General features: G+C 68.1%; 20 protein-coding genes. 7 read left to right on the forward strand and 13 right to left on the reverse strand.

All coding sequences use genetic code 11. The annotated features are described in order from the left end of the window. Nucleotides 1-606: 606 nt before the first annotated feature. Entirely contained in the window at nucleotides 607-1,881 is a 1,275-nt protein-coding gene (locus AWB94_RS24230; RefSeq protein ID WP_062654694.1) for an adenylate/guanylate cyclase domain-containing protein, read from the forward strand. Here the strand turns inward: AWB94_RS24230 and AWB94_RS24235 are convergent. Genes AWB94_RS24235 through AWB94_RS24265 form a run of 7 tightly spaced genes read right to left on the reverse strand, consistent with a single transcriptional unit; the run spans nucleotide 1,856 to nucleotide 8,660 of the window. Further along, nucleotides 1,856-2,347: a Dps family protein gene (locus AWB94_RS24235; protein ID WP_062654693.1), complete on the reverse strand. Its 492-nt coding sequence runs from the start codon at nucleotides 2,345-2,347 to the stop codon at nucleotides 1,856-1,858. The genes AWB94_RS24230 and AWB94_RS24235 overlap by 26 nt on opposite strands. A 41-nt stretch (nucleotides 2,348-2,388) precedes the next feature. After that, nucleotides 2,389-4,128 (reverse strand): DUF2339 domain-containing protein, encoded by a 1,740-nt coding sequence (locus AWB94_RS24240; RefSeq protein WP_062654692.1) that lies wholly within the window; start codon nucleotides 4,126-4,128, stop codon nucleotides 2,389-2,391. Between the two features lie 45 nt (nucleotides 4,129-4,173). After that, nucleotides 4,174-4,830, reverse strand: a complete 657-nt coding sequence (locus AWB94_RS24245) for a response regulator (RefSeq protein WP_062654714.1) — start codon at nucleotides 4,828-4,830, stop codon at nucleotides 4,174-4,176. Then, on the reverse strand, nucleotides 4,830-5,987 hold the full coding sequence (macS, locus tag AWB94_RS24250) for a MacS family sensor histidine kinase (protein WP_109761953.1): 1,158 nt from the start codon (nucleotides 5,985-5,987) through the stop codon (nucleotides 4,830-4,832). Before macS ends, AWB94_RS24245 begins: the two co-directional genes overlap by 1 nt. Nucleotides 5,988-5,992: 5 nt before the next feature. After that, nucleotides 5,993-6,745 carry an amino acid ABC transporter ATP-binding protein gene (locus AWB94_RS24255; protein ID WP_062654713.1) on the reverse strand — a complete coding sequence of 251 codons (753 nt, stop codon included), beginning with the start codon at nucleotides 6,743-6,745 and terminating at the stop codon, nucleotides 5,993-5,995. 41 nt (nucleotides 6,746-6,786) lie between these two features. Further along, nucleotides 6,787-7,707, reverse strand: a complete 921-nt coding sequence (locus tag AWB94_RS24260) for an amino acid ABC transporter permease (protein ID WP_062654691.1) — start codon at nucleotides 7,705-7,707, stop codon at nucleotides 6,787-6,789. Further along, entirely contained in the window at nucleotides 7,704-8,660 is a 957-nt protein-coding gene (locus AWB94_RS24265) for an ABC transporter substrate-binding protein (RefSeq protein ID WP_062654690.1), read from the reverse strand. The genes AWB94_RS24260 and AWB94_RS24265 overlap by 4 nt, the downstream gene beginning before the upstream one ends. Before the next feature lie 121 nt (nucleotides 8,661-8,781). Here AWB94_RS24265 and AWB94_RS24270 point away from each other — a divergent pair, with 121 nt between their 5' ends. From AWB94_RS24270 to AWB94_RS24295, 6 genes are all read left to right on the forward strand, one after another. Then, entirely contained in the window at nucleotides 8,782-9,393 is a 612-nt protein-coding gene (locus AWB94_RS24270) for an HdeD family acid-resistance protein (protein ID WP_409365950.1), read from the forward strand. A gap of 103 nt (nucleotides 9,394-9,496) precedes the next feature. After that, the gene (locus AWB94_RS24275) at nucleotides 9,497-10,945 is read left to right on the forward strand and encodes a cytochrome ubiquinol oxidase subunit I (RefSeq protein WP_062654688.1); all 1,449 of its coding nucleotides are present in this window, start codon (nucleotides 9,497-9,499) and stop codon (nucleotides 10,943-10,945) included. A gap of 10 nt (nucleotides 10,946-10,955) precedes the next feature. Next, a complete protein-coding gene (gene cydB, locus AWB94_RS24280) occupies nucleotides 10,956-12,035 on the forward strand; it encodes a cytochrome d ubiquinol oxidase subunit II (RefSeq protein WP_062654687.1) in 1,080 nt (359 codons plus the stop codon). A 20-nt stretch (nucleotides 12,036-12,055) separates the two neighbouring features. Further along, on the forward strand, nucleotides 12,056-13,654 hold the full coding sequence (gene cydD, locus AWB94_RS24285; protein ID WP_062654686.1) for a thiol reductant ABC exporter subunit CydD: 1,599 nt from the start codon (nucleotides 12,056-12,058) through the stop codon (nucleotides 13,652-13,654). After that, on the forward strand, nucleotides 13,641-15,158 hold the full coding sequence (locus AWB94_RS24290) for an ATP-binding cassette domain-containing protein (RefSeq protein ID WP_062654685.1): 1,518 nt from the start codon (nucleotides 13,641-13,643) through the stop codon (nucleotides 15,156-15,158). The genes cydD and AWB94_RS24290 overlap by 14 nt, the downstream gene beginning before the upstream one ends. After that, a complete protein-coding gene (locus AWB94_RS24295) occupies nucleotides 15,155-15,643 on the forward strand; it encodes a DUF4190 domain-containing protein (RefSeq protein WP_062654684.1) in 489 nt (162 codons plus the stop codon). The genes AWB94_RS24290 and AWB94_RS24295 overlap by 4 nt, the downstream gene beginning before the upstream one ends. On the opposite strand, the gene AWB94_RS24300 is transcribed toward AWB94_RS24295, so the two are convergent. The 6 genes from AWB94_RS24300 to AWB94_RS24325 all read right to left on the reverse strand — a co-directional run. Next, nucleotides 15,640-16,503, reverse strand: coding sequence for an acyl-CoA thioesterase II (locus AWB94_RS24300; protein ID WP_062654683.1), 864 nt, complete (start codon nucleotides 16,501-16,503; stop codon nucleotides 15,640-15,642). The genes AWB94_RS24295 and AWB94_RS24300 overlap by 4 nt on opposite strands. 26 nt (nucleotides 16,504-16,529) lie before the next feature. Then, on the reverse strand, nucleotides 16,530-17,951 hold the full coding sequence (pyk, locus tag AWB94_RS24305) for a pyruvate kinase (protein WP_062654682.1): 1,422 nt from the start codon (nucleotides 17,949-17,951) through the stop codon (nucleotides 16,530-16,532). An 89-nt stretch (nucleotides 17,952-18,040) separates the two neighbouring features. Further along, complete coding sequence (locus tag AWB94_RS24310; RefSeq protein ID WP_062654681.1) at nucleotides 18,041-19,543, reverse strand: glutamate synthase subunit beta; 1,503 nt, start codon at nucleotides 19,541-19,543, stop codon at nucleotides 18,041-18,043. Then, entirely contained in the window at nucleotides 19,536-24,083 is a 4,548-nt protein-coding gene (gene gltB / locus AWB94_RS24315; RefSeq protein WP_062654680.1) for a glutamate synthase large subunit, read from the reverse strand. Before gltB ends, AWB94_RS24310 begins: the two co-directional genes overlap by 8 nt. Before the next feature lie 82 nt (nucleotides 24,084-24,165). Next, on the reverse strand, nucleotides 24,166-24,570 hold the full coding sequence (locus AWB94_RS24320) for a DUF2752 domain-containing protein (protein WP_062654679.1): 405 nt from the start codon (nucleotides 24,568-24,570) through the stop codon (nucleotides 24,166-24,168). Further along, nucleotides 24,560-24,875, reverse strand: a 316-nt coding sequence (locus AWB94_RS24325; protein ID WP_085122517.1) for an NINE protein, incomplete at its 5' end; no start/stop codon positions are given. The genes AWB94_RS24320 and AWB94_RS24325, both read right to left, overlap by 11 nt.

Genomic DNA, 24,875 nt, shown 5'->3' on the forward strand with positions numbered 1-24,875 from the left:
TCATTTTCGAGAGACCTCGACCTCTATCCCGGCAACGACGCGCCAACCACCTCTACACCCTCATCTGTGAAGAGCCCCAATACGGCGCACGAGCCCAGGACGAGAACCCCACATGATGACCACCTCTGAATTTTTTTGCCACAACATCATCGATGTAGGTCCGACAGTGCTAGGAAATTAACCGATGTAGCGGCATTTCGCGAAACTTACTTGTGGGTAAGAAAAAGTCCCAGAGAATTTGCCAGCACCGCCGGATTGTGTGGCAAACAATTTACTTGAGTGCAAATTGCAATTGGTGTCGGCAATAATCGCACTTATGGCAAATGCTCCCATCGGACGGCCCTGCCGACCCGACCCTCCCGCACCACCTGGCGAACACAGCAACTGTCCAGGTAATGGACACAATGCACACCAACACCAGCGGTGTACCGCCGCCACAGGAGCATGATCGGGCACCATCTCCTGACGATCCAGCAAATTCAAGCGACGCGTCGTACGTTCGGTCGACAGCCCGCCGGCGGCGGTCCCTGGACAACGTCTACCCGACCGGGCAAACGATCACCGGTTTCGGCCCGCCGTCCTGGCATGTGGGAGTAGCCTCGGCACGTGGCTGTCGGCGGCCAAGGGCGCTGCCTCCCGGATCTGCCGGCGGGTCGGCAGCAGTACGAAGATGCGTCCGGCCGACGCTTCGCCGCGCTCACCATCAGCTGCCGCATCGCCACCGCGATCACCGGCGGTTACGGCGTGGCCCAGCTGTTCCTCGGCCGGGAGCTGTGGTACCTCGCGGCGGTAAACCTAGCCACCGCAATGTTTTTCATGGCCGTTCCGATGTTGTATCGGTTCGGCGCGATGGTCGCGGCGTCGGCATTCGTCGCGGTTGCCTACGCCTCCACGGCATATCTGTGCAGCCAACTGGGCACCGGCTCGGGCCTGCAGTTCTATTTCGTGGTCGCCGCGGCGCTGTTGGTGCTGATCGTGGGGACCGACCACATCGTGTTCGCGTCGACGCTCGTGGCGATCGGCGCGGGGTTGGTGGTGGCACTGGAATGGCTGGTTCCGCGCAGCACGGCCTTGCAATCGCCGCTGGAGATGCGGGTCTCCTTCACCATCACCGTTGCCACAGCAAGCGTCATGGTGGTCACCGTGGTGTACTCGGCGATCCGGCGCATCGACCGTGCCGAGCGCGCACTGCAGCAGGAGTACGACAAGTCCGAGGCACTGCTCGCGAACATCTTCCCCAACAGCGTGGCCGCCCGGCTGAAAGACCGCGACAACGGCGTCATCGCCGACGGATACGACGACGCCGCCATCCTGTTCGCCGATATCGCCGGCTACACCCAGCAGGCCAGTGAGACCACCCCAGCGGATCTGGTGGTTTTCCTCAACCGGCTCTACACCGACTTCGACCGGCTGGTCGACCGGCACCACTTGGAGAAGATCAAGACCAGCGGCGACTCGTACATGGTGGTCAGCGGAGTGCCGCAGCCGCGCCCCGACTACGTCGAGGCGCTGGCCTGCCTGGCATTGGACATGGCCGCCACCGTCGACGGGCTGCGCGACCACCGCGGCCGTGCGGTGCCGTTACGTATCGGCATTGCCGCCGGGCCGGTGGTCGCGGGTGTGGTGGGATCACGCAAGTTCTTCTACGACGTCTGGGGTGACGCCGTGAACGTCGCCTCCCGCATGGAGAGCACCGACGAAGTCGGCCGGATCCAGGTGCCCCATGATGTCTACGTCCGCATCAAGGACAGCTACCTGTTCGAGGAACGCGGCCACGTGGAGGTCAAGGGCAAGGGCCTGATGCACACCTGGTATCTCGTCGGCCGCAAGCCGGCGGACGCGCTGCCGGACGAGCTCACACCTTCCGGTTCTCCGATTTGATCAGCCAGGCCAGCTTCTCCAGGCCGTCGATCAGCTGATGCAACGCGTCAGCGGTGCTCGGATCCTCCGCGTCCACCGTGTCGTGCACACCGCGCAGGGTCGCCACCGCCGCGTAGATGCGCGTGACGACGAGATCCACCACGTCGCCGGTGCTGCGCTCATAGGGCGGGAAGGCGGGCAACGTGGTGGTCGCCGCGACGGTGTCGGACCGTCCGTCGGGGACTGCGTCCAGCGCGCGCATCCGCTCGGCGATGGTGTCGCTGGCTTCGCGGGCGAAATCGACGAGCTCGTCCAGCTGCAGGTGCAGGTCGCGGAAGTTGGTGCCCACCACGTTCCAATGCGCCTGCTTGCCCTGCAGATGCAGTTCGATCATGTCGACCAGAACCTGCTGCAGCGCGGCAGTCAGCTGGGCGGAGGCCCGGAATCCCTGGATATCGGTTTCGTTGCGTCGAGTTGAAGTGCTCATACTTTCGACAACGACACATTTTCTGGAATGATTCCAGAAAACTAGGCCCGATTCTGGTCCTGATGACTCAACAACCGGGCATAACCGGCACCCATGCCCAGCAGCACCAGGCCCACCACCATGAACACCGCCACCCGGAACATGCCGTCCAGAGTGCCGAGGTCGAACACGAACAGTTTCGCGACCGCCGCCGCGACCAGGGTCATGCCGGCGCCGATCGGCAACGACCGGTCCACGCGGGGCCGGCGTGCGGCATAACCGAACAGGGCCGCCGCCAACGCGATCCAGCAGATCGTCGCCACCATGTGCCCGGCCAGGAATCCCCCGTCCGGCCCGGCGATCAACACCCCGGCCGTCACGGTGAACACCGTCACGGCATACACCAGCACCAGCGCCGCCCCACCCAACAACAGTCGCAGCAGATCGCCCTCGATCCGCTGCCGGACCGACCAGCACTGCACGCCGGCATATCCGCCCACCAACACCGCCGAGATCAGCACCGAGACGGCATCCGGCGTGGTGAGCACCGTCGCCGAGGCCAACGTCACCGGCCCGGCCATGGACATCAGCCCCAGCCCGCCGACGGTGCCGAAGAATGCCGCCGACCACTGCGCGGCCACGCTGTGCCGCCCGGCGACCGCCGTGAGCACCGCCATGGCCAGCAACAGCGGGACCGCGACCGGTCCGGCGAAGCCGACACCGACAGCAACCAGCGCCGCGACGGCGGCCAGCGCCGTCCAGATGTGGCGAACCGGCGCCGTCACCCCGGGGATCCGACCGGCGGCCAGGACGATCGCCAACGTGCCCGCCGACAGGGCGGCCGCCATCAGCGCCGCGGGCACGTGCGGCGTCGCGGCCGACACGGCCAGCAGCGGCAGGGCGCCCAGCGCCGCGGTCAATGCCACGGCGGTCCGATGTGCACTGTGCGGCAACAGGATCAACGCCGAGCCGAGAGACAACACCGCCGCGATGGCGCACGCCCCGGCCAGCCACGGATCGCGTCCGGCACCGAAGGCGATCCCCACCAGCGCCAGCAGCACCGGCGCGCTGCCGGCGACCGTCCGCGCCACGTACATCCCCACCCAGTCACGGCCGAGCTGGACGGGCAGCGTCGCCGCCGACAGCGCCAGCATGAAACCCACCAGCAGCAGCGTGATGCCACCCGCCACGATCGGCGCCAGCACGATCAACGGCACCAGGACCAGCAGCGCCAGCTGCTCGCTCGCCCACCGCCGGGCCAGCACCAGGCCGCCGCCACCCACCAGGGCCGACAGCAGCAGACCCGGCGCCGCGGGCAGCCAGTCGTAGATCGTGGTGACGGCGACGACGTCGATGTACCCGGTGGCGATACCGGTGGCAGCCAAGGCCGTTGCGCCGAGATCGCCACCGGGCCGGACTCGCAGCCAGCAGGCGGCACCCACCAGGGTGAGTGCCAACACCGCCCCACCGGCCACCCGCACGGGTGGGGCGAGCAACCCTGCTTGGGCGGCGAGCACCACCAGCAGGACCACCCCGATCAACGTCACCGCGACTCCGGCCACCGCCAGCGCCTTGCCGATCCAGTTCGACGGCGGGTCCTGGCGCGGCGGCGCCGGCGGGGGTGGCGGGGCCGTCGCCTGGACCGGCTGCGGCGGATAGGGCCAGTACACCGGCGGCTGCACGGGCTGGGAGTGGACCATGACGGCCAACTGCTGCAGCTCGGCGGAAGCGCGGTGCAACTGGCCGGCGATGGTGGCGAACTCGGCGGCGAGCCGGGCGAGCGTCTGCTGCGGTTCGGTCATGCCCGTCATCGTCGCGCGGGACCGGGGCTCCGCGGATGAGTAGGACTACTCGACTTCGGGCTCGCGGTCCAACCCGTGTTCGATCGCGTAGCGGGCCAGCTCGACGCGGTTGGCGACCTGGAGCTTCCGGAAGGTGGCCTGCACGTGGTTCTCCACGGTGCGGTGGCTGAGCGACAACCGTTCACCGATCTGCTTGGCGGTCAACCCCTTTGCGACGTAGCGCAGTATCTCGGTCTCCCGGTCGGTGAGGCTGGGCCCGGCCGGACCGTCGGGCGGCTGCTGGGCGATGCGCCGATACTCCCCCAGCACCAGTCCCGCCAAACCCGGCGTGAACACCGCCCTGCCTTGTGCGGTCGCGCGGACCGCCGCCCCCAATTCGGCCTTGGACGCGCTTTTCACCAGGTATCCGGTGGCACCGGCCTTCACCGCCTCCAACACGTCATCGCGCTCGTCGGAGGCCGACAGCACCAGGATGCGCGACGACGGCGAGACGGCCAGCACCTCGACGGTGGCCTGCGCTCCGGTCCCGTCGGACAGCCGCATGTCCATCACCACCACATCGGGTTGGACCGCCGCCGCCCGCCGGCGCGCCGATCCGACCCCGTCCGCCGTGGCCACCACGTCGAAGCCGTCCTCGGCCAGATCGCGTGCCACCGCGTCACGCCAGATCGGATGGTCGTCGACCACCATGACCGTCGTCATCACGCCGGCCGCCGCAGCGTTCTCGGCACCGTCAGCTCCCACTCGGTCCCCCCGCCTTCCGATGTCGTCAGCAGCGCCTCGCCGCCGAGTGCCCGCATCCGCCCCACGATCGATTTCGACACCCCGACGCGCCCCTGCTCTTCGGCTTCGGCCAGCCGGCCCGGCGGGATGCCCGGCCCGTCGTCACGGATGCTGACCACCACCGCGTCACCGAGATCCTCGAGCAGGACGAAGGCGTGCGCATCCGGGCCGGCGTGCCGCTCGACATTGGTCAACACGTTCACCACGGCGGCCAGCACCTCGTCGGCCACCGGGGTGTCCAGCTGCACCGCGGTGGCCGGCAGGCTGACGGCCACCCGGTCGGATTCGTACTTGTGCAGCCGGGCACCCAGATCGGTCACCGCGGACGACGCCTCTGTCGCGTCGGCCGATACCGCGTCGCTTCGCTCGCTGATCAACCGGCGCAGCGCCCGCTCCTGCTCGCCGGCCGCCTCGGCCAATTGCACTGCTGGACCGCCGATTTCGCGGCCCCGCCGGGACACCAGGGCGAGCACCTGCATGACACCGTCATGCACCTCGCGGGACAGTCGTTCCCGTTCGGCGAGGGCGGCGGCCAGCCGGGTGGCCCGCTCGAGTTCGTCGTGTGCACGACGGGCCGTGGACGCGGCCATGCCGACCGCCAGCCCCACGGCCAGTTCGATGAGGATGGTCGGGGTGCGCACCAGATCCACCGAGATCGAGCCCTTGAGGGCGGCGGCCGTGCCCATGACGATCAGCCCCGTCAGCATCCCGGCCACCGGCCCGGCCAGAATGGCAGCGGAGACAACGGCGTTGGTGGCCCATAGCGTGGTCGGCCAGGTCTGGTTGGCCAACGTCCACGCCTGCGAGGCGACCAGCGGCGTGGAGGACATCAACGCCACCACCACCGCTACCTCCGCCAACACCCAGGCCCGGCGGCGGCCGAACCCGCGCAGATAGCCCACCGCGCACACCACGCTCCAGCCGGTCAGCCCACCGAACAGGACCCAGCCCAGCACCGGTCGGGCCAGCTCGGCGTTCTTCGACAGCTGGAACACCAGCGCGTACACCCAGCTGAGCAACCGGAACACCTGCGCGGCCCGCCACAGCGGTGCCGCCGGGTCGGACACGCTCGCCACCGCCGCTACATCACCTTGGACAGAAAGGCTTTCGTGCGCTCGTGCTGAGGATTGGACAGCACCTCTCGCGGTGCGCCGCTCTCCACCACGACACCGCCGTCCATGAAGACCACCTTGTCGGCGACCTCACGGGCGAACCCCATCTCGTGGGTCACCACCACCATCGTCATGCCCTCGCGGGCCAGGTTCTTCATGACCCCCAGCACCTCGCCGACCAGTTCCGGGTCCAGCGCCGAGGTCGGCTCGTCGAACAGCATCAGCTTGGGACTCATGGCCAGTGCCCGGGCGATGGCCACCCGCTGTTGCTGACCACCGGACAACTGCGCCGGGTAGGCACCGGCCTTGTCGGCCAGCCCGACCTGGGCGAGCAGGTCCTTGGCCCGGGTCAGGGCGGTATCGCGTTTGACCCGTTTGACGTGAACCGGCGCCTCGATGACGTTCTCCAGCGCGGTGCGGTGCGGAAAGAGGTTGAAGTGCTGGAACACCATGCCCACGTCGCGGCGTTGCCGGGCCGCGTCCTTGGGGCTCAGCTCATGGAGTTTGCCGCCCCGTTCGCGGTACCCGACGAGTTCGCCGTCGACGTACAGTCGCCCGGCGGTGACCTCTTCCAGGTGATTGATGCAGCGCAGGAAGGTGGACTTGCCCGAACCGGACGGCCCGACCAGCACCAGCACCTCACCCCGGCCGATCTCCAGCGTGATGCCCTTGAGGACGTGCAGCGCGCCGAAGCTCTTGCACACCTGTTCGGCTTTGACCATCGGCTCGGACCGAACCGAATCTTGCACCGTATCTTGCACGGTCACATCCCACCTGTCCCGGCTTGTGCTTTCGCCAGCGCCTCAAGCTGTTTGGTGGTCAGCTTGCGCGACGCGCCCCTGGAGAAGTACCGCTCCAGGTAGAACTGACCGACCATCAGCAGACTCGTCACCACCAGATACCAGGTGGCGGCCACCATCAGCATCGGTACCGGCTCGAAGATCCGGCCGCCGATGTCACGGACCGCGATGCCGTACAGGTCATACGAATACGGCACCGCCGTCACCAGCGAGGTGGTCTTGAGCATGCTGATGATCTCGTTGCCGGTCGGCGGGATGATCACCCGCATGGCTTGCGGCAACACGGTGCGCCGCATGGTCATCCCCCACGACATGCCCAGAGCCGTCGACGCCTCGGACTGCCCCTCGGGCACCGAGGAGATGCCGGCGCGGATGATCTCGGCCATGTAGGCGCCCTCGTTGAGCCCCAGGCCGATGACCGCCAGCAGGAACGGTATCGACAACGCCTGCAGGTTCAGCTCGAAGAAGGTCGGGCCGAAGGGGATACCCAGCTGCAGGTTCTTGTAGATCGTCGGGAACAGGCCCCAGAACACCAACTGCACGTACACCGGAGTGCCGCGGAAGATCCAGAGGAACACCCAGGACACCGACCGGAACACCGGATTGGGCGACAACCGCATCACGGCCAGGACGATGCCGAGCAGGATCGCCAGCACCATCGAATAGACGGTGAGCTGCAAGGTGTTCCACGCACCCTCCAGCAGCCGCTGATCGAAGAGGTATTTGCGGTACACCGACCAGCGGTAGGCGTCGTTGGTGGCCGCGCCGTAGAGGAACAGCGCGGTCGCCGCGATGATCAGCGCGGCCCCCACCCACCGCCACGGGTGGCGCAGGGGTACCGCGTCGATCGGTGGTGGCGTTTGGGAAACTTCGGTTTCGCTCAGTTGATCGCTCCGTTGATCACCGGCTTGTCGATCATGCCCGACTCGACACCCCAGTTGGTGGCGATCTGCTTGTAGGTGCCGTTGTCGATCAGGTGCTGCAGCGCCTGCACCAGCGACTGCGCCAGCGGCGACCCCTTCTTCACCGGCCAGCCGTACGGCGCGGATTCGAAGGTCTCGCCTGCGGTTTCCAGCTTGCCGTTGCTCTGCTTGATGGCGTAGAGGGTCACCGGCGAGTCCGCCGACATGGCGTCGGCCTGACCCAGCACCACCGCGTTGGTGGCCGCGTCCTGGCTGTCGAACTTCAGGATCTCGATGGCCGGCTTACCGGCATCGGTGCACGCCTTGCTCTTGGCGGGCAGTTCGTCGGTCTCCTCGGTGGTGGTGGCCTGGACGGCGACCTTCTTGCCGCAGGCGTTGTTCGGGTCGATCGAGCCGCCCTTGGGCTGGGCCCACTGGATACCTGCGGAGAAGTACGTCACGAAATCGACCGACTGTTCCCGCTCCTTGGTGTCGGTGAAGGAGGACATCCCGATGTTGAAGGTGTCGCCCTGGACCGAGGGGATGATCTTGGCGAAATCGGACTCACGGAACTCGGCCTTGAGGCCCAGCGTGGCGGCGACCGCGTTGACCAGGTCGACGTCGAAGCCGACGATCTTGCCGCTCTCGTCCTTGAACTCGTTGGGCGCGTAGGGAATGTTCACGCCCACGATGAGCTTGCCGGAGGATTTGATGGCCTCGGGAACGGTGTTGGCGATGGCCTCGACCTTCTCGGCCGAAGCGGCCGTCGTCGTGGTGGACGGCGCGGCGCTGTCCTCGTTCTTGGCGCAGCCCGACAAGGCCAGCGCACCGGTTGCCGCGAACACCGCCGCGACCCGCCAGACCGCGATCCGACGGCTCTTACATCCAACTGCCACAGTTCCTCTTTCCTCGTCGGGCTCGTGCGCCACCGACATCTTCTGCTACTGCTCCAACCCGAAGACGTTAACCACAGTGACCCCAGCGCGCAGTGCCGGTAACCGAAGATTAACGACCTTCAGATCTTGGTGTGCGGTAATCGTCCACCGGTTATTGACGCTGTGGGAGACTGCGCCTATGACAACTGTCGCTCCTCCCAGTCTGCTGCCTCACCTGTGGAAATCCACGCTGGTGTCAGGTGTTCTCGCGGTCGTGCTGGGCGCCGCGGTGCTGGCCTGGCCGAAGATCTCCATCGTGGTGGCGGCCAGCTTCTTCGGGGCGTACCTGCTGATCACCGGTATCGCCCAGGTCGTCTTCGCATTCAGCCTGCACGTGTCGGCCGGCGGCCGGGTGCTGTTGTTCATCAGCGGTGCCGCGTCGGTCATCCTGGCGGTGCTGTCGTTCCGGCATCTGTATGACGCCGTGCTGCTGCTGGCCATCTGGATCGGCGTGGGATTCATCTTCCGTGGGGTGGCCACCGCGGTGTCGGCGATCAGCGACCCGACCCTGCCCGCCAGGGGCTGGAACATCTTCGTCGGGGTGATCAGCTTGATCGCCGGGATCGTGGTGCTCGCCTCGCCGTTCGCGTCGATCGCGACACTGGCCCTGGTGACGGGCATCTGGCTGGTGGTCATCGGCCTGATGGAGGTCGCCACCGCGTTCGGCATCCGGTCGGCCTCCAAGAAGCTGACCGACGGCGGCCCGAGTCCAGAGCCGCAACCGGCGTCATGAGTTGCCTGCGCCACGTTTGTGGGCAGGCGGGCCAGTTGTCTACTACAGTTTGTCGTAGTTCTACAGAGCCGTAGAAAGACCCGCAGCCCGGGAGTTGGTGCACATGGACGCGCTGGACGTGTCGCGGTGGCAGTTCGGAATCACCACCGTCTACCACTTCATCTTCGTTCCGCTCACGATCGGGCTCGCCCCGCTCATCGCGGTGATGCAGACCGTCTGGGTGATCACCGGCAACACGGCGTGGTACCGGCTCACCCGGTTCTTCGGCAAGCTGTTCCTGATCAACTTCGCCCTCGGCGTGGCGACCGGTATCGTCCAGGAATTCCAATTCGGGATGAACTGGAGCGAATACTCCCGGTTCGTCGGCGATGTCTTCGGCGCCCCGCTGGCCATGGAAGGTCTGGTCGCCTTCTTCTTCGAATCGACCTTCCTCGGACTGTGGATCTTCGGCTGGACCCGGCTGCCGCGGCTGGTGCACCTGGCCTGCATCTGGATCGTGGCCCTTGCGGTGAATGCGTCGGCGTTCTTCATCATCGCCGCCAACTCGTTCATGCAGCACCCCGTGGGCGCCCACTACAATCCGGAGACCGGTCGCGCCGAATTGACCAGTATCGGCGCGCTGTTCACCAACAACACGGCATGGGCCGCGTTCCCGCACGCGGTCACCGGCTCCTTCCTGGTGGCCGGTACCTTCGTGGCTGGCGTGTGCGCCTGGTGGATGGTGCGGCGCCCCGACAGCGACGAAGCCCGCACCATGTACCGTCCGGCGACCATCCTGGGTTGTGCGGTCTCGTTCGTCGCCGCGGCCGGCCTGTTCCTCACCGGTGACGCGCAGGGCAAGCTGATGTTCCAGCAGCAGCCGATGAAAATGGCGTCCGCGGAATCGTTGTGCCACACCGAGACCGACCCGATGTTCTCGGTGCTGACGGTCGGCACGCACAACAACTGCGACAGCGTCACCCACCTGATCGAAGTGCCCTATGTGCTGCCGTTCCTGGCCGAGGGCAAGTTCACCGGCGTCGAGTTGGCGGGCGTCAAGGATCTGCAGGCCTCCTACCAGGAGAAGTTCGGGCCCGGCGACTACCGGCCGAACCTGTTCGTCACGTACTGGTCTTTCCGCGCGATGATCGGATTCATGGCACTGCCAATGCTTTTCGCGATCACGGCGCTATGGCTGACACGGGGTGGCCGGATACCGCGGCAACGCTGGTTCGCGTGGTTCGCACTGCTCACCCTGCCCACCCCGTTCCTGGCCAACAGCGCCGGGTGGGTGTTCACCGAGATGGGCCGGCAACCCTGGGTCGTCGCGCCGAACCCCACCGGTGATCAGATGGTGCGGCTCACCGTGCAACAGGGTGTCTCGCACAACTCGGCGGCCACGGTGTGGCTTTCGCTGATCGTGTTCACCGCCCTCTACGCGGTGTTGGCGGTGATCTGGTTCTGGCTGATCCGACGCTACGTCGTCGAAGGACCGCTGGAGCACGACACCGAACCGGTCCCCCCAGCCCCACCCGGCGAGGACGAAGTCGCGCCGCTGTCGTTCGCCTACTAGGAGGCGTGCCATGGACTTACAGACGTTCTGGTTCATCATCCTGGCCGCGCTGTTCCTCGGCTTCCTGGTGCTGGAGGGTTTCGACTTCGGCGTGGGGATGCTGATGGCGGTGTTCGGGCGGGCCGCGACGGGAAATTCCGGCGGGGCGAGCGAAGCGACGGGGAATGACACCCTTGCCGAGAAGCACCGCCGTGCGGTGCTGAACACCATCGGCCCGGTATGGGACGGCAACGAAGTCTGGTTGATCACCGCCGGCGGTGCCATGTTCGCGGCCTTCCCCGGCATGTACGCCACCCTGTTCTCCGGTCTCTACCTGCCCCTGCTGGCGATTCTGGTGTCGATGATCATGCGCATCTGCGCCATCGAATGGCGGGGCAAGATCAACGATCCGAACTGGCGCCGCTGGGCCGATATCGGCATCGCCGTGGGCTCCTGGGTGCCCGCCGTGCTGTGGGGTGTCGCCTTCGCGATGCTGCTGCGCGGTCTTCCCGTCGACGCCGACCACCAGATGCAGCTGTCGATCGGTGACGTCTTGAATCCGTACACGCTGCTGGGCGGCCTGGCCACCTGCGGCCTGTTCCTGTTCCACGGCTCGGTGTTCGTGGCCCTGAAAACCGCAGGCGCCGTGCGCGATCACGCGGTCAGGTTCAGCGTCCGGCTGGCCATGCCGGTGACCGTGCTGGTCGCCGCGTTCGGTCTGTGGACCCAGCTGGCGCACGGCAAGGACTGGACATGGCTGGTGCTCGGGGTGGCCGTGGTGGCCCAGCTGGGCGCGGTGATGCTGGTGTGGAGCCGCGGCGGCGACGGCTGGGCCTTCACGGCCACCGCAACGGTCATCGCGGCGGTGGTGGTGCTGCTGTTCGGCTGCCTGTACCCGAATCTGATTCCGTCCACCCTGGATCCGTCCTGGAGCCTGACCATCCACAATGCGTCGTCCAGCGGCTACACCCTGACCATCATGAGCTGGGCGGCCGTACTGGTGACACCACTGGTCATCGCCTACCAGGCCTGGACGTATTGGGTGTTCCGGCAGCGCATCTCGGCCGAGCGGATACCCGACCCCGCGGGGCTCTCGCCGCGGCTGCCGTGATACCCGGGCTCTCCCCCGCCATGCGGCGTTACCTCGCCGCATCGGTGGCCTGCGGGGCACTGATCAGCGCCGCGACGGTGGCCTCGGCGTGGGTGCTGGCCCACATCGTCGCCGGGGTGATCACCGACCCGGCGACGCGCAGTCTCTCGCACTGGTCGGGACAATTGTCGATCCTGGTGGCACTGTGGATCATTCGCTCGGCGGGGTCGTGGCTGCAGGCCCGCATGAGCCAGCGCGCCGCGACCGCGGTGATCGGTGAGCTCAGCGCCGGGGTGCTGCACTCGGTCACCGAGCGGACCCCGCAGGACCTCGTCGCGGTCCGCGCCGAATCCGCGGTGATCCTCACCCGCGGCCTGGACGGGTTGCGCCCCTACTTCACCGGTTACCTGCCCGCGGTGGCGCTGGCCGGCATCCTGACTCCGCTCACCGTGGTGGTGATCGCCGCGACCGATCTGCAAGCGGCACTGATCGTTTCGGTCGCACTGCCGCTCGTTCCGCTGTTCATGATCCTGATCGGGCGACTCACCGCCGACCGGTCGGCCGCGGCACTGGCGGCCATGACCACGCTGCAATCCCGGTTGCTCGACCTGGTCGCCGGGATCCCGACCCTGCGCGCCCTGGGCCGGGCCGGCGGGCCCGCGCACCGCATCGCCGAACTGGCTGCCGCGCATCGCCGTTCGGCGATGGCCACCCTGCGGATCGCCTTTCTGTCGGCCGCCGTGCTGGAATTGCTGGCCACCCTCGGTGTCGCACTGGTGGCGGTGAGCGTCGGGCTGCGCCTGGTGTTCGGCGAGATGACCTTGGCTGCCGGGCTGACCGCGCTGCTGCTGGCGCCCGAGGTGTTCTGGCCGTTGCGCAGGGTGGGCGTCCAGTTCCACGCCGCGCAGGACGGCAAGACCGCGGCCGACGCGGCACGCCGGCTGCGGGAGACGGTGCCGGCCCGAAATCCCGGCGCCCGGACACCGCACGGCCGCATCATCGTCTTGGACGAGGTCACCGTCATCGGCCGCGACGGCCCGGCGCCGGACCGGCTGACCGCCCGCGCGGTCCCCGGCGAGGTCACCGTGCTCGCCGGCCCCAACGGCACGGGCAAGTCCACCGCCTTCGACGTCATCCTGGGCCTCACCCCGGCCACCGCGGGCCGGGTGCTCATCGGTGACACCGACATCGCCGACGTCGACCTGCGGACATGGTGGGCACAGGTGTCCTGGCTGCCGCAGCGGCCGGTGCTGTTGCCCGGCACGGTGCGCGCCAACCTGGAGCTGTTCGGGCCGCTGACCGACCTGGAAAAAGCATGTCGCGAAGCGGGTTTCGACGAGGTGCTGGCCACCCTGCCGGACGGCCTGGACACCCTGCTGGGACGTGGCGGGGTGGGCCTGTCGCAGGGCCAGCGGCAGCGGCTGGGGCTGGCCCGGGCGCTGGGGTCGGCCGCGCCGGTGCTGCTGCTCGACGAGCCGACCGCGCACCTGGACGCCGGCACCGAGCGCCGGGTGCTGGCGGCGATCGGGGCGCGGGCGCACGCGAGGGCGACCGTGCTGATGATCGGGCACCGGGCGCCGGTGCTGGCCGCGGCGGACCGGGTGATCACCGTGGGAGGTGCCGCCCATGTCCCCTCGTGACGTGCTGCACCTGCTGCGTCCGCGCATGCCGCGGCTGCTGCTGGCGGTGCTGTTCGGCACCCTGGCGCTGGGCAGTGCCCTGGCCCTGGCCACGGTGTCGGCCTGGCTGATCACCCGCGCCTGGCAGATGCCGCCGGTACTTGATCTGACCGTCGCGGTGGTCGCGGTGCGCGCGCTGGGCATCTCGCGGGGGGTGTTCGGCTACTGCGAACGGCTGGCCATCCACGACACCGCCTTGCGATCGGCCGGCGCGGCGCGCGTCGGCCTGTACCGCCGGCTGACCGAGCTGCCGCCGGACACCGCGCTGCGCATGCACAGCGGTGAATTGGTGGAGCGGGTCGGCAGCTCGGTGGACGAATTGGCCGATGTGCTGGTGCGCGCGGTGCTGCCGGCCTGTGTGGCCGTCCTGCTGTCGGGGGCCGCCGTGACGATCATCGCGATGATCGCGCCCGCGGCGGCGGTGGTACTGGCCGGTTGCCTGGTGGTGGCCGGGGTGCTGGCACCGTGGTTGGCGGGCCGGGCCTGCATGTCGGCCGAGCGGCTGGCCGCGCGGCACCACAGCGCCAGGGACACCGCGGCGATGCTGGCGCTGGAGCATGCCGCCGAGTTGCGGGTGGGCGGGCGGCTTGCCGAGGTGATCACCGAAGCCGAACGCCAACAACGGGATTGGGGGCACGAGTTGGACCGTGCCGCGACGCCCGGCGCGCTGGCCGCCGCGGCGTCCACCGCCGCCGTCGGGGCCGCCGTCGTGTCGGCGGTGGTGATCGGGATCGGCCTGGCGCCGGTCACCGCGCCGACCACGCTGGCCATCCTGATGCTGGTGCCGCTGTCCGCGTTCGAGGCGACCACGGCGCTGCCCACCGCCGCGGTGGCACTGGTGCGGGCCCGGATGGCCGCTCGGCGAATCGGTGACATCACCGAACCGACCCCGGATGGCCGGCAGCGGCCCGAAACCCCCGAGGTGGTGCTCGGCTCCGGTGAACGGCTGGCCGTGCTGGGGTCCAGCGGCAGCGGCAAGACCACCCTGTTGATGAAGATCGCCCATGAGTATCCTGAAAATCCGCTGACCGCAGCGTTTTTCGCCGAGGACGCGCACCTGTTCGACACCACGGTGCGGGACAACCTGCTGGTGGCGCGCGGCGACGCGACCGATCACGAACTGCTCACCGCGCTGGACCGGGTGGGCTTGCACGACTGGATCACCGGGCTGTCCGACGGGCTGGATACCATCCTGACCGGCGGCGCCGCCGCGGTGTCGGCCGGGCAGCGCCGGCGCCTGCTGCTGGCCCGCGCGCTGATCTCGCAGTTCCCCGTCGTGCTGCTCGACGAGCCGACCGAACATCTCGACGAGGCCGACAGCGACCGGCTGCTGCGCGGGCTGCTCACCCCCGGCGAGCTGTTCGGCCCCGAGCGCACCGTCGTCGTCGCGACCCACCATCTGCCCGACGACATCGGTTGTCCGGCGGTGCAGTTACGCGTCGACGGGTACCCTGACCAGTCATGAGCTCCTTCGGGCCGTACGGCGAGCAATACCCAGGGCAGTACCAGGGGCCGTATCCACCGCCACCGCCGCAGCCCTACGCCGGCTATCCGCCGCCGCCGCTGACGCCGCGGAACGGACTCGGCATCGCCGCGCTCATCCTGGCCGTGCTGGGACTGCTGTTCTCCTGGACCATCGCAGGCGGGATCATCCTGGGATTGATCGCGCTGATCATCGGTTTCCTGGCCAGGGGCCGCGTCAAGCGCGGCGAGGCCACCAACGGTGGGCTGGCCGTCTCGGGAATCGTGTTGGGCGCGTTGGCGATCGTGCTGGGTCTGGTGTTCATCCCGATCTGGATCGGGTTCTTCTCCCAGCTGGGCATCGGCGACTACGTCAGCTGCATGGAGCAAGCCGGCAACGACCGGGCCGCGCAATTGCAGTGCGAGAACAACTTCCGTGACAAGGTCGAGAACGACTACGGCGTGACCATCGCACCGACACCCCGCTAGCGGGGCGGGAAATACTTGATGATGCCTTCCTGCATCACCGTGGCCACGGTCTGACCGTCACCCCGGAAGAAGTGCCCGTTGCTCAGGCCCCGGGAGTCGGACGCCACCGGTGACGACGTCGAGTACAGCATCCACTCGTCGAACCGCACCGGCTGGTGGAACCACACGGTGTGGTTCATCGTCACCGCGAAGATCCGGTCGAACCCCCACGACAGCCCGTGCCTGGTGATGATCGGGTCCAGCACCGTGGTGTCCGAGGAATACACCAGCGCCGCGGCGTGCAACACCGGATCCTCGGGCATCGGGCCGTCGGCGGTCAGCCACACCCGGTTGTGGTCCAACTGGCCGCCCTTGTCGCGCATCACCCACGCCGGGTCGTTCGTGTAGCGCCACTGGATGGGTTTCAGCGCGGCCACGAACAGCGGCACCGTCTCCTCGTACCCGACCAGCAGGTCGTCGATGGTGGGCAACGTGTCCGGGTGCGGAACGTCGGGCAACGCGGCGCTGTGCTCCAGGCCGCGGCCGCCGGCCAGATGCGACACCAAGGCGGTGCCCAACAGCACACCGTCCTGGGTGACGTCCACCCGCCGGTTGGCGAACCGGCGCTCGTCACGCAGTCGAACCACCTGGAATTCCAGGTCTTTGGCCGGATCGCCGCCGGCGATGAAATGCATCGACAGCGTGGTCGGCGGCAACCCCTCGGGCACGGTGCGGCTGGCCGCGACGAACGCCTGCGCCATCATCTGGCCGCCGAAGGTGCGGACCGGGTTGATGCTCGGGTGCGTTCCGACGAACGCGTCCTCATCCCGCCGGGTGAGGTCGAGGACCGTCAGCAGTTCCTGCAGGTGCTCTGCCGACAAAAGTCCCCCTTGGTCTACGCGTTGGTCTACGCGTGGTCGTCCTCCCCGATCCGGTGCACGTGGATCAGGTTGGTCGAGCCTACTGTGCCGGGCGGGGCACCCGCGACGATGACCACCAGGTCACCGCGCTTGTAGCGGCCCAGCGACAACAGTGATTCGTCGACCTGTCGGATCATCCCGTCGGTGGTCTGCATGTGCGGGACGATGAACGTCTCGGTGCCCCAGGTCAGCGCGAGCTGGCTGCGCACCTCGGGCAGCGGGGTGAAGGCCAGCAGCGGCAGCGGGGTGTGCAACCGGGCCAGCCGGCGCACGGTGTCGCCGGACTGGGTGAACGCCACCAGCGCCTTGGCGTCCAGCCGCTCACCGATATCGCGCGCGGCGTAGGAGATGACGCCGCGTTTGGTGCGCGGGGTGTGGGTCAGCTGCGGAACCGCGGTCGAGTTGTCCTCCACGGCCGCCACGATGCGCGCCATGGTGCGCACCGTCTCCAACGGGTACTTGCCCACCGAGGTCTCGCCGGAGAGCATCACCGCGTCGGCACCGTCGAGGACGGCGTTGGCGACATCGGACGCCTCGGCGCGGGTGGGGCGCGAGTGCTCGATCATCGACTCCAGCATCTGGGTGGCGACGATGACGGGTTTGGCGTTCTCCCTTGCCATCTGGATGGCCCGCTTCTGCACCAGCGGAACCTCTTCCAGCGGCAGCTCGACGCCGAGGTCACCGCGGGCGACCATGATGGCGTCGAAGGCGAGCACGATGGCCTCGAGGTTGTCGACGGCCTCGGGCTTCTCCAGCTTGGCGATCACCGGCACCCGGCGCCCGACCCGGTCCATCACCTCGTGCACCAGCTCGATATCGGCCGGGGAGCGCACGAAGGACAGCGCGACCAGGTCGACGCCCAGGTTCAGCGCGAACTCCAGATCGGCGATGTCCTTCTCGCTCAAAGCGGGCACCGAGACGTTCATGCCGGGCAGCGACAGGCCCTTGTTGTTGCTGACCCGGCCGCCCTCGGTGACGGTGCACACCACGTCGTTGCCGTCGACGTGTTCGACGACCAGGCCGACGTTGCCGTCGTCGACCAGCAGGCGGTCGCCCGGGGCGGCATCGTTGGCCAGCTGCTTGTAGGTGGTGGACACCCGGTCATGGGTGCCCATGAAGTCTTCGACGGTGATCCGGATCGTCTCACCGGCCTGCCACAGGGTGGCACCGGTGGCGAACCGGCCCAGCCGGATTTTGGGTCCTTGCAGGTCGGCGAGGATACCGACGGCTCGCCCGGCGGCGTCCGATGCCGCCCGGACCCGCCGGTAGTTGCCTTCGTGATCGGAATGCTCGCCGTGGCTGAAGTTCAGCCGGGCGACGTCCATGCCGGCTTCGACGAGGGCCTTCACCATCTCGTCGGTGCCGGTGGCTGGGCCGAGGGTACAGACGATCTTTCCGCGTCTATTCACGCCTCACGAGCATAGTCATGATCGATTCAGAAGACCATTCAGAACGGATCCGCCCGGGTCAGGCCGGGTCAGTCCAGATCGAGACGGCGCTAGACGGCGGCCAGCGGGAGGGTGCCCGGCCGGACCGGTGCCGGCAGGTCCGACTCCCCCATCAGGAACGCATCCACCGCGTGCGCGGCACTGCGCCCCTCGGCGATCGCCCACACGATCAGCGACGCACCGCGGTGGGCATCCCCACACACGAACACCCCGGGCGCATCGGTCTGCCAGTCCGAACCGCAGGACAACGTGCCGCGTTTGGTCAGCGTCAGATCCAGCCCGCCCAGCAGCGCCATGTGCTCGACGCCCTCGAAACCGATGGCCAGCAGGGCCAGGTCACACGGGATCTCCAGCGGCTCGCCGACCGGGGTGATGACCCGCCGCCCGCTGGCGTCGCGTTCGACCTTGACCTCGGCGATCTCCATGGCGCACACATTGCCGCGGCCGTCGTCGACGAAGCGCTGCACGGCGACCTCGAAGCGGCGCGCGCCGCCCTCGGCGTGTGCGGGCGAAGTCCGCAGCACCAGCGGCCAGGTGGGCCACGGGCTCAGGGACTCGTCGCGCAGTTCCGGCGGCGCCGGGTTGTAGTCCAGCTGGGTGACCGACAGCGCCCCCTGCCGGTGCGCGGTGCCCAGGCAGTCCGCGCCGGTGTCGCCACCGCCGATGATCACGACATGCTTGCCGGCCGCGGACAGCTCGGAGGCGCCGTCGCCCTCGCATTCCTTGTTGGCCGGCACGAGGTGCTCCATCGCCAGGTGCACACCGCTCAGATGGCGGCCCTCGACATCGTTGTCGCGGGCGCGCAGCGCACCCACGGCGAGCACCACCGCGTCGTACTGCTCACGCAGCCGCTCGACCGGCAGGTCCACGCCCACCTCGCAGTCGGTGACGAAACGTGTTCCCTCGGCCCGCATCTGAGTCAGTCGCTGGTTCAGCGTCGCCTTCTCCAGCTTGTACTCAGGGATCCCGTAGCGCATCAGCCCGCCGATCCGGTCATCGCGTTCGTAGACGGTGACGTGATGGCCGGCCCGGGTGAGCTGTTGGGCCGCAGCAAGTCCCGCGGGACCCGAGCCGACGACGGCGACGCTCTTGCCGGTGGAGATGGCCGCGGGTTGCGGTTCGATGCTGCCGTCCAGCCAGGCCTGGTCGGCAATGGTCTGTTCGATCCGTTTGATGGTGACGCTGCCACCGGTCTGCTCGTCGGCGATCGACAACACGCAGGCCGCCTCGCACGGCGCCGGACACAACCGGCCGGTGAACTCCGGGAAGTTGTTGGTGGCGTGCAGCCGGTCGATGGCAGCATCCCAGCGGCCGCGGCGCACCAGGTCGTTCCATTCCGGGATGAGGTTGCCCAGCGGGCAGCCCGCGGTACCGGAGTGGCAGAACGGGATACCGCAGTCCATGCAGCGCCGCGCCTGCTGGGACACCTCGGCGGCGCGCTTGCGCGGCTCCTGGGACTCGTAGACCTCCCGCCAGTCGCCGACGCGCTCGTCGACGGGGCGTTTGGCGGCCTCCCGCTTGACAACCTTCAGGAATCCGGTGGGATCAGCCACGGCTCGCCTCCATGATCGCGGTGTCCACGTCGCGCCCTTCGGCTTTCGCCATCCGGGTGGCCTGCAGGACACGCTGGTAATCGGTCGGCATGACCTTGGTGAACTGGGCGCTGCGCCGCGGCCAGTCCGAGAGCAGCGACCGTGCAACGGTGCTGTCGGTGTACTGCGCATGCCGGGCGACGACGTCATGTAGCCAGGTCAGGTCCTCGGGTTCGAGGCGCTGCAGTTCCACCATCTCGGTGTTCACCTTCGCCGGGTCCAGGCCCAGCACGAAGGCGATACCGCCGGACATGCCGGCCCCGATGTTGCGGCCGGTGTCACCCAGCACCACCACGCGCCCGCCGGTCATGTACTCGCAGGCATGGTCGCCAACACCCTCCACCACCGCCAGCGCACCGGAGTTGCGGGCGCAGAACCGTTCTCCGGCCCGTCCGCGCAGGAACACCTCGCCGGAGGTGGCGCCGAACACCAGCGTGTTGCCGGCGATGACATTGTCCTCCGGCAGGAACAGCACGTCGTCCGGGGGCCGGACGATCACCCGACCGCCCGAAAGGCCCTTGCCCACATAGTCGTTGGCGTCGCCGATGAGTTCCAGGGTGATGCCCGGGGGCAGGAAGGCGCCGATCGACTGTCCCGCCGAACCGGTGAGGGTGACGTGGATGGTGTCGTCTGGCAGTCCGGCGGCGCCGTAACGACGGGTCACCTCCGCGCCGAGCAGGGTGCCGACGGTGCGGTTGACGTTGCGCACCGGCAGTTCCAGGCGGACCGGGTGGGCGTCTTCGAGCGCACCCTCGGCCAGCTGGATCAGCGTCTGGTCCAGCGCCCGCTCCAGGCCGTGGTCCTGATCGCGCAGCCGGCGCCGCTGGGTCAGCTTGGCGCCGTGCGGGTCGGTCGGCTGCGCGAAGATCGGGCTGAGGTCCAGCCCGCGGCTCTTCCAGTGCGCGACACCGTCGGCGGTGTCCAGGACCTCGACGCGGCCGATCGCCTCGTCGAGGCTGCGGAAGCCGAGTTCGGCCAGATAGGTCCGGATGTCCTCGGCGATGAACCGGAAGAAGTTCTCCACGAATTCCGGCTTACCGTTGAACCGGGCCCGCAGTTCCGGGTTCTGGGTGGCCACTCCCACCGGGCAGGTGTCGAGGTGACAGACCCGCATCATGATGCAGCCGGCCACCACCAGCGGTGCGGTGGCGAATCCGTACTCCTCGGCGCCCAGCAGCGCGGCGACCATCACGTCACGGGCGGTGCGCATGCCGCCGTCGCACTGCACGGTGATGCGGTCGCGTAACCCGTTGAGTACCAGGGTCTGCTGGGTGTCGGCCAGACCGATCTCCCACGGGGCGCCCGCGTGCTTGAGGCTGGTCAGCGGTGCCGCGCCCGTTCCGCCGTCGTAGCCGGAGATCAGCACCACGTCGGCGTGCGCCTTGGACACCCCGGCGGCGACGGTGCCGACACCGACCGAACTGACCAGCTTCACGTGGATACGGGCCTGATCGTTGGCGTTCTTCAGATCGTGGATCAGCTGCGCCAGGTCCTCGATCGAGTAGATGTCGTGGTGCGGTGGCGGCGAGATGAGCCCGACACCCGGCGTCGAGTGCCGGGTCTTGGCGATATTGGGATACACCTTGTAGCCCGGAAGCTGGCCGCCCTCACCCGGTTTGGCGCCCTGGGCCATCTTGATCTGGATGTCGGTGGCGTTCACCAAGTAGTCGCTGGTGACGCCGAACCGGCCCGAGGCCACCTGCTTGACGGCGCTGCGGCGTTTCGGGTCGTAGAGCCGATCGACGTCCTCGCCGCCCTCGCCACTGTTCGACCGCCCGCCGAGGTTGTTCATGGCGATGGCCATGGTCTCGTGCGCCTCGGCCGAGATCGATCCGTAGCTCATCGCGCCGGTGTTGAACCGGGCCAGGATGGAGTCGACGGGTTCGACGTCCTCCAGGGCGACCGGTGGCCGCACGCCCTTCTTGAACTCGAAGAGCCCGCGCAGGGCACCGCCCTCACGGTTGAGCCGATTCACTTCCTCGGAGTACTTGGCGAAGACGTCCCGCCGGCCGGTCCTGGTCGAATGCTGCAACAGGAAAACGACTTCGGGGGTGAACAGGTGCAACTCGCCGTCGCGGCGGAATTGGTACTCGCCGCCCACCGACAGCCGCCGGTGGGCCCGCTCGGTGGGGTTCTCCGGGTAGGCCCGGCGATGCCGGAACCGCACCTCTTCGGCCAGCACGTCCAGTCCGACACCGCCCAGCTGCATCGGTGTGCCGGTGAAGTATTCGTCGATGACCTCGCGGTCGATGCCGATGGCCTCGAAGGCCTGGGCACCGGTGTAGGAGGCGACGGTCGAGATGCCCATCTTGCTCATCACCTTCATGACGCCCTTACCGAGCGCCTTGAGGTAGTTGCGCACCGCCGTGGCCGGTTCGATGCCGGTGAGCTCGCCCTCGCGGATGAGGTCCTCGATCGATTCGAAGGCCAGGTAGGGGTTGACCGCTGCCGCACCGAAACCGATCAGCATGGCGATGTGGTGCACCTCGCGGGCATCACCGCTTTCCACCACCAGCGCCACACTGGTGCGTTCCTTGGTGCGGACCAGGTGGTGGTGCACCGCCGACACCGCCAGGAGCGACGGGATGGGCGCCTTGCGGTGATCGGAGTCGCGGTCCGAGATCACCAGCGTGCGAGCGCCTTTCGCGATAGCGTCGCAGGCCCGGGCGCGCAGGTCCTCCAGCGCCTCGGCCAGCCCCTCGCCGCCGCGCTCCACGTCGTACAGCGCCCGCAGCACCGCGGTGCGTAATCCGGGCTGCTCACCGTCGTCGTTGATGTGCACGATCTTGTTCAGCTCGTCGTTGTCGAGCACCGGCCAGCTCAACATGATCTGGCGGGCCGATGCCGCGCTGGGCTCCAGCAGGTTCTGCTCGGGTCCCATGACGCGACCCATGGACGTCACCACGGCCTCCCGGATGGCATCCAGCGGCGGATTGGTGACCTGAGCGAACAGTTCCACGAAGTAGTCGTAGAGGGACCGCGAGCGCTGCGACAGCACGGCCGTCGGGGTGTCGGTGCCCATCGAACCGAGCGGCTCGGCCCCAGAGGCGGCCATCGGGGTGAGCAGCAGGCGCAGCTCTTCCTCGGTGTAGCCGAAGGACACCTGCCGGCGCACCACGGATTCGTGATTCGGTTGCACCCGAGCCCGATCCGGCAGGGTCTTCAGATCCAGCAGACCCGCGTGCAGCCATTCGTCGTACGCCTCGGCGGAGGCGAGCTGATCCTTGATCTCGTCGTCGGAGACGATGCGGCCGGCGGCCGTGTCGATCAGGAACATCTTGCCCGGTTCCAGCCGGCCCTTGGCGACCACCTCGCCGCTGGGCACGTCGAGCACGCCGCTCTCGCTCGCCAAGATGATGCGGTCGTCGATGGTGCGCCACCAGCGCCCGGGCCGTAAACCGTTGCGGTCCAGCACCGCACCGACGACGGTACCGTCGGTGAAGGTGACGCAGGCCGGCCCGTCCCACGGCTCCATCAGCGAAGCGTGGAACTGCCAGAACGCCCGCCGCTGCGGGCTCATCGTGGTGTTGTTCTCCCAGGCCTCCGGGATCATCATCAGCACGGCGTGCGGCAGGCTGCGCCCGCCGAGGTGCAGCAGTTCGAGCACCTGGTCGAAGGAGGCCGAGTCCGAGCCCGCGCTGGCGCAGATGGGCGAGAGCCGGCTCAGGTCACCGGGGATGAGCGAGCTGGCCAGCTTGGCCTCGCGGGCGTGCATCCGGTTGCGGTTGCCGCGGACGGTGTTGATCTCACCGTTGTGGGCGACGAACCGGAACGGGTGCGCCAGGGGCCACGACGGGAAGGTGTTGGTGGAGAAGCGGCTGTGCACGATCGCGATGGCGCTGTTACACCGCTCGTCGCGCAGGTCAGGGAAAAACAGCGGCAGTTGCTTTTCGGTGAGCATGCCCTTGTAGGCCATGGTGCGGCTGGACAGCGACGGGAAGTACACCGGCCCGGTTTCGGCGCGCTTGCGCAGTGGGTACACCCGGCGGTCCAGGTCCAGTCCACCGATGCGGGCACCCGGGGCGGCGACGAACAGCTGAGCCATGTACGGCATGCAGCTGACCGCGGTCGCGCCGACGTCGGCACCGGACGGATCGACCGGAACCTCGCGCCAGCCAAGGACTTCCAGGTTCTCTTCGACGGCGATCGCCTCGATATATTCCCGGGCGGCCGAGCGTTCGACGGGGTCCTGCGGCAGGAAGCAGATACCGGCAGCGAAGGTGTTCTCGCCGTTGGCGTTCGGCTCGGGAAGTGCGAAATCGACTACAGCTCTGAGTAATTCGACCGGCAGTTGGAGCAGGATGCCGGTGCCGTCACCCGTGTTGGGTTCGGCACCGACCGCACCGCGGTGCTCGAGGTTCTCCAGAGCGTTCAGCGCATCCGTCACCAGGGTGTGCGAACGACGACCCTGGATGTCGGCGATCATGGCGACGCCGCACGAGTCGGATTCGTTGTCCGGGTCGTACAGACCCTGCGCGTCGGGGAGTGCCGAGAACAGCAACTGAAATACCTCCGCAGTCTTGGAGATGGTGTCGAGGGACTGCGTCGGCCCGAAAAGTCAGTGTATCAGCGCAGACACCCAGCTACCCAGCCGAAAGCGTGGGGACCAGCGGGAACCCCGGCCAGTTACGCACCACCGTCCAGACGGCGGCCGCGGCGACGACCGTGACGGTGGCCGCGACCGGCATCAGCCTCTTGCCCAGCCGCCACCGCACCACCAGCCACACGAGTAACAGGGGCAGGCCGACCAGCAGGAACACGTTGTCGACGACAGCGGCCCCGATATTGCCGGTGAGCAGGTCATGGGTCATCCGCAGGCCACCACAGGCCGGGCAGTTCAGGCCGGTCATCAGCTTGAACGGACAGCCGGGGAACAGGAACCCCGGCTTGTGCGGGTCGGCCAGACCGACATAGGCCAGGCTGCCCGCCAACGCCACGCCGGTGCCGATCAGCACCGGTTTCGACGGGGCCGGGGCCTTAAGTTCCATCGCGCAGGGGGCGACCCTGCGGGTCGCGGACCTTGTCGGTGAGCAGCAGGACAGCGTCGATGATGCCCCAGATGACCGCACCCAACCCGCAGGTGACCAGTCCGACCAGCAGCTGGGCGATACCGAGGCCGGTGTAGCCGAGGTAGATGCGACCGATGCCGACCAGCCCGAACAGGCCGAGCAACTGCAGCAGGCCGGCGACCACCTTGGACTTGTCCGAGTAGGGCTCGCCGGTCAGCGGGTGCCGGCCGTAGGGCGCCATCGGGTCGTAATACCCGCCTGGGTACGCCGGGGGCGGGTAGGGC

Origin of the sequence: Mycolicibacterium canariasense, assembly GCF_002101555.1 — a bacterium.
In the GTDB taxonomy this organism is placed as follows: domain Bacteria; phylum Actinomycetota; class Actinomycetes; order Mycobacteriales; family Mycobacteriaceae; genus Mycobacterium; species Mycobacterium canariasense.

Coding starts and splice junctions, on each gene's coding strand:
- AWB94_RS24235 (WP_062654693.1), bottom strand. CDS start 2,347: ATGAGCACTTCAACTCGACGCAACGAAACCGATATCCAGGGATTCCGG.
- AWB94_RS24240 (WP_062654692.1), bottom strand. CDS start 4,128: ATGACCGAACCGCAGCAGACGCTCGCCCGGCTCGCCGCCGAGTTCGCC.
- AWB94_RS24245 (WP_062654714.1), bottom strand. CDS start 4,830: ATGACGACGGTCATGGTGGTCGACGACCATCCGATCTGGCGTGACGCG.
- AWB94_RS24255 (WP_062654713.1), bottom strand. CDS start 6,745: ATGGTCAAAGCCGAACAGGTGTGCAAGAGCTTCGGCGCGCTGCACGTC.
- AWB94_RS24265 (WP_062654690.1), bottom strand. CDS start 8,660: ATGTCGGTGGCGCACGAGCCCGACGAGGAAAGAGGAACTGTGGCAGTT.
- AWB94_RS24275 (WP_062654688.1), top strand. CDS start 9,497: ATGGACGCGCTGGACGTGTCGCGGTGGCAGTTCGGAATCACCACCGTC.
- cydB (WP_062654687.1), top strand. CDS start 10,956: ATGGACTTACAGACGTTCTGGTTCATCATCCTGGCCGCGCTGTTCCTC.
- cydD (WP_062654686.1), top strand. CDS start 12,056: ATGCGGCGTTACCTCGCCGCATCGGTGGCCTGCGGGGCACTGATCAGC.
- AWB94_RS24290 (WP_062654685.1), top strand. CDS start 13,641: ATGTCCCCTCGTGACGTGCTGCACCTGCTGCGTCCGCGCATGCCGCGG.
- AWB94_RS24295 (WP_062654684.1), top strand. CDS start 15,155: ATGAGCTCCTTCGGGCCGTACGGCGAGCAATACCCAGGGCAGTACCAG.
- AWB94_RS24320 (WP_062654679.1), bottom strand. CDS start 24,570: ATGGAACTTAAGGCCCCGGCCCCGTCGAAACCGGTGCTGATCGGCACC.